The sequence below is a fragment of the Cohnella sp. CFH 77786 genome, assembly GCF_019400745.1.
GTDB lineage: Bacteria > Bacillota > Bacilli > Paenibacillales > Paenibacillaceae > Cohnella.
Window position 1 is genome coordinate 65302 of record NZ_WJIB01000020.1, and the last position, 14607, is coordinate 79908.

Genomic DNA, 14607 nt, shown 5'->3' on the forward strand with positions numbered 1-14607 from the left:
CGGGCCAATTTAGTGCCGACTTTTCCGTCTATTTTGCTCCGTCGCGGGTACCATCCCCTGCCAAAACGTGCTCCCTGAAGCGGTTATCGGGCGCCAATAGAGGGCACAATCAACCAAACCTGCTATACTCATCCCAACAAAAACACAGCTCCCAAGAAATAAACGGCCGCCGCAGCATCAAAACTGCGGTGGCCGTTTTGCATTTTCCTCACTTAAACGATCGTGCTTCCGTCGTACGAAGCGATAACGCGGTATAGATCCGGACGGCGGTCCCGGAAGACGCCCCATTCGATCCGCTGCACTTCCAGCTGATCCAGGTCGAATTCCGCGACGAGCACCGTTTCCTCCGTCCGTCCGGCCTCGGCGACCAGATTGCCCGCAGGTCCGGCGATGAACGAGGAGCCGTAGAACGTGATGGCGGAATCTTCATCGGTTTCCTTGCCGATCCGGTTCGACGCGATGACCGGCATGAGGTTGGCGGCCGCGTGGCCGCGCATGCACATTTGCCAGTGGTCCTTCGAATCGATCGACACGTCCTGCGGCTCGGAACCGATCGCCGTCGGATAGAACAGCAGCTCCGCGCCCATCAGCGCCATGCAGCGGGCGGCTTCCGGGTACCACTGGTCCCAGCAGACGCCCACGCCGATTTTCGCATACCGCGTCTTCCACACCTTGAAGCCGGTATCGCCCGGGTTGAAATAAAATTTTTCCTCGTAGCCGGGGCCGTCCGGGATATGGCTCTTGCGGTATACGCCGAGCAATTCCCCATCCGCGTCGATCACCGCGAGGGAGTTGTAGCGGGCGTAGTTCTTCTTCTCGTAGAAGCTGATCGGCAGCACGACCTGAAGCTCCTTGGCGACTTTCCGGAAATGGCTCACCGCCTTGTTGTTCTCGAGCTCGGTCGCGTACACGTAATAATCGGATTTTTCCTTCTGGCAGAAGTACGGGGTTTCGAACAGCTCCTGGATCAGAATGATCTGCGCGCCCTGCGAAGCCGCTTCGCGGACCAGCTTATCCGCTTTGGCGATATTCTCTTCGATATCGCACGAGCAGCTCATCTGGGTGGCCGCCACCGTCACTTTTCTCATCGCGATTTCCTTCCTGCCCGAGGCATTTGCTGGGTCGTGCAATGGACGTTGCCGCCTTCCTTGATGATCGCCATTCCGTCCACCGTCCGTATGCGGCGGTCCGGGAACGTTTCCTGCAGAATCCGCACGGCCTCCCGATCGGTCTGCTCTGCCGCCCCGCCGAACACGGGCAGCACGATGCCGCCGTTCACGAAGTAGAAGTTCAGGTAGCTGAGCGTCAGCCGGCTGTCTTCGAACAGGGCTTTCGGCGGCTGCGGGATCCGGACGATTTCGAAACGCCGGCCCTTGGCGTCGGTCGCTTCGCTTAGAATGCGCAGATTTTCCTGCGTAATGTCGTAATTCTCGTCGGTCGGGTCGTCGCACACCTGGATGACGATTTTGCCGGGGGCGGCGAAGCAGGCGACGTTGTCGACGTGGCCGTCCGTTTCGTCGCCGCTGAGGCCTCTGCGCAGCCAGACGATTTTGTCCACGTTCACGAACCGTTTGACGTGCTCCTCGATCTGCTCCCGGCTCAGCTCGGGATTGCGGTTCGGGTTCAGCAGGCACTCCTCCGTCGTCAGCAGCGTGCCTTCGCCGTCCACGTGGATCGACCCGCCTTCCATGACGAGCGGAGCGTCGAACTTACGCACGCCGACGCGCTCCAGCACCTTAGGCGCCACTTCGTCGTCCAGGTCCCAGGGAGCATATTTGCCGCCCCAGGCGTTGAAGCGCCAATTGACACCGGCCAGCTCGCCGTCTTCCGCGACGACGAACGTCGGGCCGTTGTCCCTCAGCCAGGCGTCGCTGTGCGGGATTTCGGCGAAATCGATGTTCGGGCCGTCCAAGTAACCACGCACGAGTTCAAGATCTCCGGGATTCACGAGCACGGTGACCGGCTCGAACTCGGCGATCGCTTTGACCACCTGGGCGTATCCGTTGCACACCGGCTCGTGGTCATCCGGGTATACCATCGATTCCCGCACCGGCCACGACATGAACGTCCGTTCATGCTCGGTCCATTCGGCGGGCATCGCGAATTTCAGCTGTCTTGGATCCATAGATAATCAGCTCTCTTTTATCGATAAATTGCATTCCGTTTCAGGCAGCAGGGCCGTTTCACTCCATCATCATATACGAAATGCCTTCCGATCTCAAAGCATAGCAAATATTTCCTCTCCGATGGGCGTGAAAGCCTTGCCGCCAAAGCCTTTTCCCTCCTCCCGGCAGCTTGCTCCCATGGACCGTTTGTCTTGTAATCTACCAGGGGTTGCAGTAAAATTTATGGGACAATCCACAGAATCGGGATGTGCGTCTATTGAACAACAAAGCGGTCATCTTGGGAAGCAACTATTATATCGGACTCAGCACGATCCGCTGCCTGGGCGTTCACGGCATCCACACCGTGGCGGTCGATTATTCGGACAGGCACACGTACGCCGCCGATTCCAAATATTGCTCCGAGAGGCTCATTTCCCCTCATTATAAAGAAGACCCGGAAGGGTTCATCCGTTTTCTGAAAGACTATGCGGCCAGACAGAGCGCTCCTCCCGTCCTCATCCCGTGCCACGACAACTACGTGGAAATCATTGACGAATACCTGGATGAACTGAGGGAAAGCTACCTGATACCTCAGACGGAGAAGGGCCTGTATACAAGGCTCATGAACAAGGAGTCGCTGGAGCGGGCGGCGATCGAGAAGGGCGTTGCCGTTCCGGAGACGGTCCGGGTGGACGAAGAGGGCTTCCTGGACAAAGTGGAGAGCATCATCAAATATCCCTGCCTCGTGAAGCCGGTCGATTCCCCGGCCTTCGTGGCGAAGTTCCGCAAGAAGCTGTTCAAGGTCCATGACCGGCAAGAGCTCGAATCCGCGATCCGAACCGCCCGCGAAGCCGGCCTGGAAGTGATCGTGCAGCGCATCATTCCGGGCTTCGACGACCATATGTACACGTTCGACGCCTATTTGAACCAGGATTCCAAGGTCACACATTGGGTCACGTGCCAGAAATACCGCCAGTACCCGATCAACTTCGGCGCCTCCGTCTACACGGGGCAGAAGTACGTGCCGGAACTCTATGAAATCGGCAAGAAGTTTTTCGAAGAGATAAAGTACAAAGGTTTCGCGGAAATCGAGTTCAAGAAGGACGCCGAGACCGGCAAGTTCTACCTGATCGAAATCAACGTCAGAATCACGAACCTGAACGTATTGCTGTACAGGGCCGGCGTCAACATTCCTTATATTACGTACCGGGAATTAACGGGCAACCCTCTGCCGCCGAGCGCGGTCGAGAGAGATACGAACCTGGTCTTCTGGTACGCGTACGAGGACTTGTTGGCCATCAAAGGCTATCTGAAGACGAAACAGCTGACGTGGAAGCAAGTCGCTTCTTCCTTCTGGAAACCGAAAGCGTACGCCATCTGGGACTGGAGAGATCCGAAGCCCGCTTTTTCGTTTCTGTCTATGATTCTAGGCAAATTCTTTGGAAAATTCGCCCGGAGATAGGAGGTTTGCGATCCGATGAAGTTAAGAGAGCTTCTTCCATCCGTGAGCATAATCGAGAGCAGCGGGGAACGGGATTTGACGATTACTGGTGTCTCTTATCATTCGCGGAAAGTCTCCGAAGGGCATCTGTTCGTGTGCGTCCGGGGGTATAAGACCGACGGGCACCGATATTTGCCCGATGCCGTCCGCAATGGAGCGGTGGCTGCGATCGTCGAAACGATCCAGGACGGGATCGACATTCCCCAATTCCGGGTGGAGAACGGACGGATCGCGCTCGCCCGGCTGGGGGCCGCTTTCTACGGCCGTCCGGCGGACAAGCTGTTCATGATCGGCATTACCGCCACGAACGGCAAAACGACGACGTCCTACATGACCAATGCCATGCTGGAGAATCACGGGCTGAAAACCGGGCTGATCGGGACGGTCATGATCAAAATCGACGATACGTCCATTCCCGCGGAGCTCACGACCCCGGAATCGCTGGATTTGCAGATGTATCTGCGGCAAATGGCGGATCGTGGCGTTTCCCACGTCACGATGGAGGTTTCCTCCGCCGCGCTGGAGACGAGCCGGGTGGAGACGGTCGATTACGATATCGTCACGTTCAACAACCTCAGCCGCGAGCATATCGACTCGCATGGCTCTTTCGAGCAGTATTTCCAAGCCAAGGCCAGCCTAATCCGCAATGCCGGGGAACATTGCGTCGCCGTGCTGAACCTGGACGACCCCTATTCGGCATCGCTGGCCAATGAAACCAAAGCGAAGGTCGTGACCTTCGGGGTGAAGAGCAGGGAAGGCCATATCCATTGCCGGGATTTGGATCTCTCGACCGGCCGGGCGAAGTTCAAGCTGCAGATTCTGCAGCCGTTCCACTCGGCGGGGGGAACCGAGTACACGCCCACCGAGTTCGACGTGGAGCTGTCCGTGCCGGGTCTGCATTCCGTTTACAACTCCATGGTGGCGATCGTGAACGCCCTGCTCTGCGACGTCCCGATCCCGACGATCCAGCAGACGCTCCGAACGTTCCCGGGAGTGGAGCGGCGGTTCCAATTCATCTACGAAGGCGACTTCAAGATCGTGGACGACCATTTCGCCAATCCCGGCAATATCAACGTCACGCTCGAGACGCTCCGGTACATGGATTACGAGAACCTGCGCATCGTTTACGCCATCCGGGGCGAGAGGGGACCGACCGTCAACCGGGAGAACGCGGAAGCGATCGTGCAGTGGATGAAGCGGCTGGAGCTTGCCGAGATCGTGGCCACGAAAAGCGTCTCCCACGTGACGGACAAAGACCGGGTCACCGACGAGGAAGTCCGCGTATTCATGGAAGTAATGGACGAAGCCGGCATCCGGGTCCGGCTGTACGACGAATTGCCGGACGCCATTTCGGATGCGTTGTCCGAGGCCAGGCGGGGCGATCTGGTTCTGCTGGCAGGCTGCCAGGGCATGGATCCCGGGGGGGAGATCGCCCTGGACATGCTGCGGGACCGGGAATCCATGCTCCACCGGGTTTGAGACGGACGGCGACCGCAAGACGAATCCAAACCAAAAGTAGGTCTGCAAGTGGAAAATAAACGGTTAGGCGTTATTGGCGGAATGGGACCGAAGGCCACCTCCGTTTTCATGGATCGAATCATCGAACACACCGCGGCGCAGCGAGACCAGGATCATATCGACATGATCGTGCTGAGCCATGCGACGCTGCCGGATCGGACCCAAGTCATTCTGAAGAATGAGGGGGACCGCTTCCTGAAGGCCGTCGAGCCGGACTTCCGTTTGCTGGAACAAGCCGGTGCGGCCCATATCGCGATACCGTGCAACACCTCGCACTTTTACATCGATGAAATGCAGGGCATGACGCGAATTCCGATCATCAACATGGTCGACGAGACGCTTCGGGAGATCGCCGGAAGGTTCGGACAACGCGTCAAAGTCGGCGTTCTGGCGACGAACGGCACGCTGCGCAGCGGGATCTACAGGATGGCTTGCGAGAAGCACGGCATGGAGTACCGGGAGCCGGAAGCGTCCGTTCAGCAGCAGGTCATGGACATGATTTACGACGTTAAGAAAGGCGTGGACGTCGGCTCCGAAGCATTGGAAGCCCTCGTGCGGAGCCTCGTGGAGCGGGAAGGGTGCCAATGCGTCATTCTGGCTTGCACGGAGTTGTCCTGCATTAAGCCTAACGAGCATATACTCCAGTATTGCGTGGATGCGATGGACGTGTTGGTGAGGAAATCGATCGAACGCTCGGGCAAGCCATTCGTTTGAGGGGGAGGCGAAGGTCCGATGGAAGAGCTTATGCAGTCGCCGGCCGAAGCCGAACGGCTCGAACGGTTTCTCGCGGAATCGTTCCCGGACGGGGTCGTGTGCCGGGAGCTGAGGCTTGCCGCGGAGGAAGTCCGGGGGATCAAGCGGGTGTTTCCGAATGCGGTCCTTGAGGCTTTCTCCGAAAGCCGATACGCGGACGGCAAGGTTTGGTACAGGGTTCGAATCTGAATCGCTACCGAAAAAGACCGCCGCCCGCTTGGCCAAAAAGGCCAGGCGAGGGGCGGTCTTCGCTTTGTCAGAATACGGTATTTACGGTGTCTTCCACTTGCTTCAAGATCTCCTTCAGGGCAGCTTCGCCCGCGCTCGGAACGCTTCCGAAAAGCAAATGCGCGACGGGCTCGATTCCGGTAAACTCGAAAATGCCGGTATCGGACGTGAGTTTAAGCCCCTCCGTCATTCCGATTTGATCGTAGATTTCTTTGGGCGTCCCGTGGGTGTTGAGGATCAGGCCTTTCTTCCCTTGCAGCAATTTATCGATTCCCGCTTCGCCGTAAGCATAGGCGAAACCGTACGAGAAAACCCGATCCACGTATCCTTTCAGAATAGCGGGCATGCCCGTCCACCAAATCGGATAGATAAAGGTGATAGCGTCCGCTTGGGCGATATATTCCTGCTCGGTCCGGATATCCCCGGGCGTTTGCCCCGCTTTCATCGCGGCGGTATCCTCCGGTTTCAGCACGGGCTCGAAGTCGATGCCGTACAAATCGCGAACGACGACTTCGTGGCCTTTTTTCTTCAAAGCATGCACCGCGGTTTCCAAGACGGCGTGGTTAAAGCTATCCGGGTTCGGATGGGCGTAGACGATCAGGTGTTTCATGGTTCAAACCTCCGTGTTGTTGGTAAGGGATGTCGGCCTTATTCTTGCTTAAATGCATGAAGTTAAATCGCAAGTCCAGTCGCCATCTTTTTTGCGCGACGCTCTAATTCTTTCCCTCGCGAATGTCGATAAACTGGATAGAGTGTCGGTTTGTGAGGAAACTCAGCCACGCTAATCCCTATTCCGCTGAGGTGTACATATGAAGAATTCCACGGTTATTGGCTTGATTCTCGGTTTGATCTCACTCCTCGTCGGCATGGTCCTCAAAGGAGCGCCGCTGCTCGCTCTCGTCACGAACCCGGCCGCGTTCGTCATCATCATCGTCGGGACGGTCGCCTCCATCTGCGTGGCGTTTCCGATGAGCGACCTGAAGAAATTGCCGACGCTATTCAAGATCTTGTTCGCAGAACCGAAGCTGGTGGCGAAAGAACAACTGATCACGATGTTCATGGAATGGGCTACGATCACCCGGCGCGAAGGCTTGCTCGCGTTGGAGGCGCGGGTGGAAGAGATCGAGGACGATTTCCTCAAGGGCGGCATGCGGATGATCATCGACGGCAACGACCAGGATCTCGTCCGCGACGTACTCCTGGAAGACGTGGCCGCGACGGAGGAACGCCACCGCTCGGGCGCCCAGATCTTCTCCCAGGCGGGAATGTACGCGCCGACGCTCGGGGTGCTCGGGGCCGTCGTCGGTCTCGTCGCCGCCTTGCAGAACCTGGACCACCTGGAGAAGCTCGCCCACGCGGTCGCGGCGGCTTTCATCGCGACGCTGCTCGGGATTTTCACCGGATACGTCATGTGGCATCCGTTTGCGAACAAGCTCAAGAGGATTTCCAAAAAAGAAATCGACTTGAAGCTGATGATGGTAGAAGGCCTCCTATCTATCCAATCCGGCGTCTCCACCAGCGCGATCCAGCAGAAGCTGATGGTCTTCCTCACGCCTAAGGAACGGAAAGTTTTCAACGAGAAGGAGGAGGCGGGCGGTGAGCAAAAAGCGACGGCATGAAGCGCATGAGGAGCACATCGACGAATCGTGGCTCCTTCCTTACTCCGACTTGATGACGCTGCTGCTGGCGCTGTTTATCGTTTTGTACGCGGTAAGCTCGGTCAATACGGCCAAGTTGGAACAGCTCAGCAATGCATTTAAATCCGTTTTGAACAACGGCCTCAGCATTTTCGACTCGTCCACGCTCATCGAGACCGGCGAGGTCGAAAGTCCGACCAATATGACCAAGCGCATGAACCCGAACGGCAAATCGACAGCCGAGCTGCAGCAGGAAGAGCAGCAGAACCTGGAGAAGCTCAAACAACAGCTCGACCAGTATATCAAGAAGAACGGTCTTGCGTCGGAGCTCGAAACCCAGTTGAACCAGTCGCAGCTCCTGATCACGATCCGGGACAACGCCTTGTTCGAGCCGGCGAGCGCCGCCGTCAAACCGGAAGCCCGCAAGCTGGCGGTCGCGATCGGGCAAATGTTGCTGCCGTACAACGACTACGAGGTGCTCGTCACCGGCCATACGGACAACAGGCCGATCAACACGGCCGAGTTTCCTTCCAACTGGGAGCTCAGCTCCAAGCGGGCGATCAATTTCATGAAAATCCTGCTGGACAACAAGTCGTTCGATCCGAAGCGGTTCGGCGCCATCGGCTACGGCGAGTATCGCCCGGTCGACACCAATGACACGGATGCCGGACGGGCCAAGAACCGCCGCGTGGAAGTGTCCATCCTGCGTAAATACACGGAGCCCGGAGCGGATGGGCAGACGTCGCTCAGCGTGAACGGGAATGCGGGGAAAAGTGAATAGGGAGAAGCGTTGAAAGCCGGGATCATCCTCACGAGGATCTCGGCTTTTTTTGACTATATGATAAGTTTCCGGATAGAGTGGTTTTGGGGAAGCGAGAGGGGAGCCATTCTGGCGCTCCCGCTGATGCTCCGTTCATTTAGTGAAGCGGATTTTGTGACTCGCCCGCATGAGCTTCATACGTGTAACTGATTTCTGAAGGTCTCCAATCGGGGTTCCTCAGATGGGTCGCTGCCGCGCAGTCTAGGGGATTAAAGGGAAAACGTCCCTCTATTTTTGCATATTGGCCACACGGGCGTGATTAGAAGAAAAACCTCCCTCTAATTCTGGCTATATACCCTCAATTGCAGTTTTTCACCGATATTAGTGGGAGGTTTTCCCTCTAAATATCCAAAATCCTCGAAATCATCGGAATTAGAGGGAGGTTTTCCCTATAAAGTTGACCGGCGGGTCGAATCCGGCCTACGGGTTCCGGAAACTGCCATATCCGCAAGGAATCCCACAAAGGAATCCCACAAAGGAATCCCACAAAGGAATCCCACAAAGGAATCCCACAAAGGAATCCCACAAAGGAATCCCACAAAGGAATCCCACAAAGGAATCCCACAAAGGAATCCCACAAAGGAATCCTATCGTTAAGACCTAACAGGAATTCATGACTTGGCGGAACGTGTTTCGGTACCGTTTATACGGATACCGATCAGGACGCCGTTAGGCGTTTTTTTGTATTGACATTAACGTTACGTAAAGGTGTACCTTGAAATTGTCGGGAGGAGATACCATGGAATACACCGTGAAGAAGCTGGGCCAATTGGCGGGAATCAGCACCCGCACGCTCCGGTACTATGACGAGATCGGGATCCTGAAGCCGGCCAGGATCAACTCGTCCGGATACCGGATCTACGGGCAGAAGGAAGTCGACCGGCTCCAGCAGATTCTGTTCTACCGGGAGCTCGGGGTCAGCTTGGAGAACATAGCCGAAATCGTGACCGCCCCTTCCTTCGACGGAGCCAAGGCTCTTCGGGAGCACCATGCGCGCCTCCTCGACAAGAGAAAGCAATTGAATGAGCTGATCGCGAACGTCGAGAAGACGATCGCCGTCGCCGAAGGGAGAATGACCATGACCGATAAAGAGAAATTCGAAGGCTTTAAGGCGAAGCAGCTGGAGGAGAACGAGAAGAAATACGGGAAGGAGATCCGCGAGAAGTACGGGGAGGATACCGTAAAGAAATCCAACGAGAAGTTCATGAACATGACGCAGGAAGAGCATGAGGAAGCCACGCGCCTGGCGGGCGAAGTGGCGGCCGTGCTGGCGGAAGCATTCAAGACAGGCGACCCTGCCGGCGAGTTGGCCCAGAAGGCGGCGGATTTGCATAAACGGTGGCTCATGCACCATTGGCCCGAATACAGCAAAGAAGCGCACGCGGGTCTTGCCCAAATGTACGTGGATGACGAGCGGTTCACGAAGTATTATGACGCCGAGCAGCCGGGCACGGCGGCGTTCCTGAGGGACGCCATCCGCATCTATACGGGTGTTCAGTAACGCAAACCGTCAGGGAGAGGTGCACGGATCCCTGACGGTTTTTCGATTTCGGAATGCGGTCGCGGAATCTGGAACACTCTGCCTGTGACGTGTTGTTGCAGGGGGCGACGAGTGTGGGCCGGGGCATCGCGCCATACGATCGCCGGGAATCGGCCCGTCGAGCCGGCTCGGCGCCGGTCAGCCGATTTCGAGCTCCAGCACGACCGGACAATGATCGCTTCCGAGGACGTGGGCGTCGATGCGCGCATCGGTCAGATGCGGCTTCAGCCTGTCCGAGGCGAGAAAATAATCGATCCGCCATCCCACGTTCCGTTCCCTCACCTTAGGCATGTTCGACCACCAGCTGTAAGCGTCCGTACGGTCCGGGTAGAAATGCCGGAACGTATCGACGAAGCCGGCTTCCAGCAGGCGGGTCATCTTGTCCCGCTCTTCGTCCGTGAAGCCGGAATTGCCCCGGTTGGACTTCGCGTTCTTGATATCGATTTCCTGGTGGGCCACGTTCAGATCGCCGCAGACGACGACGGGCTTCTTCCGGTCCAACTGCTGCAGATAGCCGCGGAAACGTTCCTCCCATTCCAGCCGGTACACCAGCCTCGAGAGATCGCGTTTCGCGTTCGGCGTATAGACGGTCACGAGATAGAAGGCGTCAAACTCCAGCGTAATGATCCGTCCTTCCGGCTCCCGATCCTCCTCGATGCCGTACCGTACCGACAGCGGTTCGATTTTCGAGAACACGGCCGTTCCCGAATAGCCCTTCTTCTCCGCGTAATTCCAATATTCGCGGTAGGCCCCGCCGTGATCCAGGGAGATTTGCCCTTCCTGCAGCTTCGTCTCCTGCAAGCAGAACAAATCCGCGTCCGTCTGCTTGAAATAGTCGAGGAAGCCTTTGTTCACGCAGGCCCTTAAACCGTTGACGTTCCAAGATACCAGCTTCATGATCGCTTATCCCCTCTTTTGGAGTCCGTCTATGAATAAACGGCGAATGCCGGCCAAATACCCTTCTTGGCCGTAGCCGAGCTCGTCGCGGTGGTACAGGTAATGCTCGGGCATCAGGGAGGCAATCAGGAAGTTGGCCGTCAGCGTGGCGTCAATCGCTCCCGTCTCTCCTTGTTCCGCGGCCAGGTTGTAATCGTTTACGATCAAATCGCGCAGACGCTGCATGAGCGGGCGTTTATGGATGATGGATTTCTTCTTGCCGGCGTACATGCAATTGATCGCGGTCAGCAGTTCTGCGTTGTCGTCGATGTAACGGACCACCTTGACGATGGTGTCGTACAGACGGTCAAACGCCGAGAAGGGGGCGGCATAGCCGGCGTGCGCCGCTTCCATTTCAACCACGAACCGCTCCAGGCTCGTCCGCAGAAGGTCGGAACAAATCTCCCCGAGATGCTCGTAGCGCCGGTACAAAGTTCCTTGGCCGATGCCGGCCTCCTGCGCGATTTGATACATGTTGACGGAATCATAGCCGTTGTTGTCGAATAACGTCTTGGCGGCCGCAAGGATGCGGCTGCGATATTCCGCGTCGCGGCTTGGCTTGCCTTCGATTTCCTCAAGCGGCATCACGGGTTCACTCCTTCTTCGGAAAAAAATTCAAAAGTCCGATTGACATGGCGGACAATTGTCCGGTATATTCTGGGTGCGGACAATTGTCCGCAGATCAACTATACCATAGAGAAGGTAAACTTGGAAGGAGTGGAACCGATGGCGCAAGCCGCAGCCGCGGGGGAGTCCCCGTCCGATTTCCGTTTGAGCAGCATCCTGGTGCCTCTGATCGCCATGATTACGGGCTGTTTCATGGTCATCCTCGACACGACGGCCATGAATGTCGCGTTATCTCAGCTCGTAAAAGAATTCCAGGTGCAGCTGCCGACCCTGGAGTGGACCGTTACCGGCTACATGCTCGCCACCGCCGCCGTCATCCCGCTTGCCGGATGGCTGTCGGACCGGTTCGGGGCGAAGAACGTGTTCTTGACCTCCGTCATCCTGTTCACGTTAGGTTCCGCGCTCTGCGCGACTCCGAACAGCGCGGAATGGCTGATCGTATTCCGGGTCATCCAGGGGCTTGGCGGCGGCTTCGTCATGCCGGTCGCGATGGCTTACGTGTACCGGCTTAGCCCGCCGAACAAAATCGGCGCCGTGATGGGCATGCTCGGAATGCCGATCCTGTTCGCGCCGGCGATCGGGCCGATCGTATCGGGGTGGCTGGTGGAGTACCATTCCTGGCGGTGGATATTCCTGATCAACATTCCGGTGGGCATCGTCAGCCTTCTCATCGGGATACGGAGCTTGCCGAAAATCGAACGCAAGAAGGTCGCCGGATTCGACCTGCCGGGCATGATCCTGGGGCCGATCGCGTTCGCGGCGCTGTCGTTCGGGGTGAGCGAAGGAGCCCACAGTTGGACATCCGCCGAAACGCTGACCGGGTTGAGCGTGGGGGCAGCTGCTTTGATCGCGTTCATCTTCGTGGAGCTGCGGGCCAAAATCCCTTTGCTCGAGCTGCGCGTCTTCAAGTCGGCCGACTTCTCGCTGGCCATCGTCGTGCAGTGGATCGTGCAGTTCTCCATGTTCGGCGCGATCTTCCTCATGCCCCAGTTCCTGCAGCAGGCCAGGGGATTCGGGGCGCTCGACACGGGATTGACGTTGTTCCCCCAAGCGATCGCGTCGGCCTTGATGATGCCGATCGGCGGATTCCTGTTCGACCGGATCGGCGTGCGCTGGCTGGTTGTCATCGGGCTGAGCCTCGTATCCGGCGCGCTCTATCAATACACGTTCTTGGACTTGTCGACGACGGGAGCGGATCTGCTGCTTCCTCTCGTCATGGCCGGCAGCGGCATGGGACTCATGATGATGCCGCTGAACTCGCATCTGATAAACAAGGCGCCGCGCGAGCTCGTCAGCCGCGTCACCTCGCTGACCAGCGCGCTTCAGCAAGTCATCAACTCCCTGGCCGTGGCTTCGGTCGTGACGATCCTGACCGCGCGGCTGAAGTCGCTCGCGGACGGAGCGGTCCCGGCCGCCGGCGGCAGCGAGCAGGACGCGCTGAAGGCGATGATGGCGCTCGCGCCGAAGGCGTTCGATTATACGTTCGGCGTCATGCTCACCGTCGCCATGAGCGGAATCGTTCTGGGTTTCGTGCTGCGGCGCGGGCAGAAACCTTCGGCGGGCGAAGGAGCGCAAACGGCGAAGAAACCGGAAATGGCAGTCGAGGGGCTTCATATGGGCTGAAGTCCACTGACTGTATCTGTCAGGGTTCGTCCCGTATAATGGGGTTGGAAGGAGGTGTCGCGCGGTGGAGTGGAACTACTACGACACATTCATTACGGTTGCGGCCGACTGCCCGGTCGAATACGGGTTGATCCCGCCGGACAAGAAAACTGGCAAAACGAAGCCCGGCATCGAGTTCGAGCTTGCGGCCGGTCACCCGTACCGTTACACGCAGGAAGAACTGCTCTACGAGGTCCATGTCCGGCACAAAGGAATTCCGGCGGAGGAGCAGGCGGAGCGCGGCGAGGAACTGAAAGCCGAGTTCTATCGCAAGCCGCAGCCCTGCATGAGGGCGTCGATGCTGCCGAAGAAGTACGGCTGGGGCATCCATTTCAACGCGGAAGGCAAGCTGGCGCTCATCCCGGTGGAATCGCCCGAATACCGGCGTTTCGTCGACGGGGGCGTCGGGAACGTCAAGCTGGTGCCGGCGATGCGGAACAGTAAGAAATAGAACAGGAGAAGGGAGTCTCCGCGATTGGAGGCTTCCTTATTTTTCGCGGGTCGGGCACTACCCCTTCCCCTTCGACATTTCAGCCTCGAACACCTCTTGCAGCTCCGCAGCCTTCCTCGGATCGGATAGATCCACTTTGCCCTCCAGAAATTGCCCGACCACCGTTTCCCACTTCGGAACCGCCTTCCGGGCAGTGAGCGTGCGGACCGCGCTTTTCACCATCCGCCGTTCCTTGGCATTCGAGAACGTGTCTTTGTAATGCTGGATCCGTTCCCAATCGAGGCTGTCGAAGATGCTGCGGAACACCTCCGCCGTCATCCGCGCATCGTCCAGCGCCCGATGGGCCGAGCCTTCCGCCTCGATCCCGAGCTCCGCCAGCGCCGCTTCGACACTCACGTCATTCGCGGCTTTCTTGTACCGGAGGTATCCTTTCAACAGATCATAGTAAGGAACGGCCATCCAGAAGGCATCGTCCAGCTTGTGCATGCGCGTGTCGAACACGATGCGTTTCAAATCCTCGCCGCCCCACGTCAGGAGCACGAAAGACTCGCTCCGTTTCAGCCAGGAGACGAAATCGGCAATCACCTTCGGGAAGCCGTCGGCGCGGTCGATCTCTTCCTGGGCGATTCCGGTTTTCTTCTTGATAAAGCTGTTGAGCTTGGCGAAATAAACCGGTTTGATCATCGACGAGAACCGGTCCGTTATCTCTAACGCGGGGTTCAGCCGTACGGCTCCGATCTCGATCACTTCCATCGGCAAATCGCTCGCGAATTTCCGGCCGTTGAATTCGATATCCAATACGACGTAGTCCATAGCCATGACCTCCGGC

The 14607-nt window shown here is 57.6% G+C and carries 15 protein-coding genes; 9 read left to right on the forward strand and 6 right to left on the reverse strand.

The annotated features are described in order from the left end of the window. Positions 1-212: 212 nt before the first annotated feature. Together aguB and GE107_RS22950 are read right to left on the reverse strand one after the other, a co-directional pair. Positions 213-1088, reverse strand: a complete 876-nt coding sequence (gene aguB / locus GE107_RS22945) for an N-carbamoylputrescine amidase (protein WP_219643579.1) — start codon at positions 1086-1088, stop codon at positions 213-215. Next, entirely contained in the window at positions 1085-2125 is a 1041-nt protein-coding gene (locus GE107_RS22950; RefSeq protein ID WP_219643581.1) for an agmatine deiminase family protein, read from the reverse strand. The genes aguB and GE107_RS22950 overlap by 4 nt, the downstream gene beginning before the upstream one ends. A 257-nt stretch (positions 2126-2382) precedes the next feature. Here GE107_RS22950 and GE107_RS22955 point away from each other — a divergent pair, with 257 nt between their 5' ends. Genes GE107_RS22955 through GE107_RS22970 form a run of 4 tightly spaced genes read left to right on the forward strand, consistent with a single transcriptional unit; the run spans position 2383 to position 6066 of the window. Then, on the forward strand, positions 2383-3567 hold the full coding sequence (locus GE107_RS22955; protein ID WP_219643583.1) for a carboxylate--amine ligase: 1185 nt from the start codon (positions 2383-2385) through the stop codon (positions 3565-3567). Positions 3568-3582: 15 nt separating this feature from the next. Beyond that, positions 3583-5085 carry a Mur ligase family protein gene (locus GE107_RS22960; RefSeq protein WP_219643585.1) on the forward strand — a complete coding sequence of 501 codons (1503 nt, stop codon included), beginning with the start codon at positions 3583-3585 and terminating at the stop codon, positions 5083-5085. A gap of 48 nt (positions 5086-5133) precedes the next feature. Then, positions 5134-5838 carry a cysteate racemase gene (gene cuyB / locus GE107_RS22965; protein ID WP_219643587.1) on the forward strand — a complete coding sequence of 235 codons (705 nt, stop codon included), beginning with the start codon at positions 5134-5136 and terminating at the stop codon, positions 5836-5838. 18 nt (positions 5839-5856) lie between these two features. Continuing rightward, complete coding sequence (locus GE107_RS22970; RefSeq protein ID WP_219643589.1) at positions 5857-6066, forward strand: hypothetical protein; 210 nt, start codon at positions 5857-5859, stop codon at positions 6064-6066. Positions 6067-6133: 67 nt separating this feature from the next. On the opposite strand, the gene GE107_RS22975 is transcribed toward GE107_RS22970, so the two are convergent. Further along, positions 6134-6715, reverse strand: a complete 582-nt coding sequence (locus GE107_RS22975; protein ID WP_219643592.1) for an NAD(P)H-dependent oxidoreductase — start codon at positions 6713-6715, stop codon at positions 6134-6136. 199 nt (positions 6716-6914) lie between these two features. Between GE107_RS22975 and motA the strand changes: the two genes are divergently transcribed. The 3 genes from motA to GE107_RS22990 all read left to right on the forward strand — a co-directional run bounded on the left by motA (position 6915) and on the right by GE107_RS22990 (position 10063). Next, a complete protein-coding gene (motA, locus tag GE107_RS22980) occupies positions 6915-7724 on the forward strand; it encodes a flagellar motor stator protein MotA (RefSeq protein ID WP_219643593.1) in 810 nt (269 codons plus the stop codon). Further along, complete coding sequence (locus GE107_RS22985; RefSeq protein ID WP_219643595.1) at positions 7702-8523, forward strand: flagellar motor protein MotB; 822 nt, start codon at positions 7702-7704, stop codon at positions 8521-8523. Before motA ends, GE107_RS22985 begins: the two co-directional genes overlap by 23 nt. Before the next feature lie 778 nt (positions 8524-9301). Further along, positions 9302-10063: a MerR family transcriptional regulator gene (locus tag GE107_RS22990; RefSeq protein ID WP_219643597.1), complete on the forward strand. Its 762-nt coding sequence runs from the start codon at positions 9302-9304 to the stop codon at positions 10061-10063. A gap of 177 nt (positions 10064-10240) precedes the next feature. Here GE107_RS22990 and GE107_RS22995 read toward each other — a convergent pair whose 3' ends face one another. Both GE107_RS22995 and GE107_RS23000 read right to left on the reverse strand, forming a co-directional pair. Then, the gene (locus tag GE107_RS22995) at positions 10241-10999 is read right to left on the reverse strand and encodes an exodeoxyribonuclease III (RefSeq protein WP_219643599.1); all 759 of its coding nucleotides are present in this window, start codon (positions 10997-10999) and stop codon (positions 10241-10243) included. 6 nt (positions 11000-11005) lie between these two features. Beyond that, the gene (locus GE107_RS23000; protein WP_219643601.1) at positions 11006-11623 is read right to left on the reverse strand and encodes a TetR/AcrR family transcriptional regulator; all 618 of its coding nucleotides are present in this window, start codon (positions 11621-11623) and stop codon (positions 11006-11008) included. A gap of 141 nt (positions 11624-11764) precedes the next feature. Between GE107_RS23000 and GE107_RS23005 the strand changes: the two genes are divergently transcribed. After that, on the forward strand, positions 11765-13288 hold the full coding sequence (locus tag GE107_RS23005) for a DHA2 family efflux MFS transporter permease subunit (protein WP_219643603.1): 1524 nt from the start codon (positions 11765-11767) through the stop codon (positions 13286-13288). A gap of 64 nt (positions 13289-13352) precedes the next feature. Next, the gene (locus GE107_RS23010; protein ID WP_219643604.1) at positions 13353-13778 is read left to right on the forward strand and encodes a DUF6157 family protein; all 426 of its coding nucleotides are present in this window, start codon (positions 13353-13355) and stop codon (positions 13776-13778) included. Positions 13779-13835: 57 nt separating this feature from the next. Here GE107_RS23010 and GE107_RS23015 read toward each other — a convergent pair whose 3' ends face one another. Beyond that, the gene (locus GE107_RS23015; protein WP_219643606.1) at positions 13836-14591 is read right to left on the reverse strand and encodes a 3'-5' exonuclease; all 756 of its coding nucleotides are present in this window, start codon (positions 14589-14591) and stop codon (positions 13836-13838) included. Positions 14592-14607 lie beyond the last annotated feature (16 nt).

What these genes read in the sequence shown, in the direction of transcription:
- GE107_RS22995 (WP_219643599.1), bottom strand. Translation starts at nt 10,999, where the DNA reads ATGAAGCTGGTATCTTGGAACGTCAACGGTTTAAGGGCCTGCGTGAAC.
- GE107_RS22960 (WP_219643585.1), top strand. Translation starts at nt 3,583, where the DNA reads ATGAAGTTAAGAGAGCTTCTTCCATCCGTGAGCATAATCGAGAGCAGC.
- GE107_RS23000 (WP_219643601.1), bottom strand. Translation starts at nt 11,623, where the DNA reads ATGCCGCTTGAGGAAATCGAAGGCAAGCCAAGCCGCGACGCGGAATAT.
- GE107_RS22990 (WP_219643597.1), top strand. Translation starts at nt 9,302, where the DNA reads ATGGAATACACCGTGAAGAAGCTGGGCCAATTGGCGGGAATCAGCACC.
- motA (WP_219643593.1), top strand. Translation starts at nt 6,915, where the DNA reads ATGAAGAATTCCACGGTTATTGGCTTGATTCTCGGTTTGATCTCACTC.
- GE107_RS22950 (WP_219643581.1), bottom strand. Translation starts at nt 2,125, where the DNA reads ATGGATCCAAGACAGCTGAAATTCGCGATGCCCGCCGAATGGACCGAG.
- GE107_RS22975 (WP_219643592.1), bottom strand. Translation starts at nt 6,715, where the DNA reads ATGAAACACCTGATCGTCTACGCCCATCCGAACCCGGATAGCTTTAAC.
- GE107_RS22970 (WP_219643589.1), top strand. Translation starts at nt 5,857, where the DNA reads ATGGAAGAGCTTATGCAGTCGCCGGCCGAAGCCGAACGGCTCGAACGG.
- GE107_RS23005 (WP_219643603.1), top strand. Translation starts at nt 11,765, where the DNA reads ATGGCGCAAGCCGCAGCCGCGGGGGAGTCCCCGTCCGATTTCCGTTTG.
- GE107_RS23015 (WP_219643606.1), bottom strand. Translation starts at nt 14,591, where the DNA reads ATGGACTACGTCGTATTGGATATCGAATTCAACGGCCGGAAATTCGCG.
- aguB (WP_219643579.1), bottom strand. Translation starts at nt 1,088, where the DNA reads ATGAGAAAAGTGACGGTGGCGGCCACCCAGATGAGCTGCTCGTGCGAT.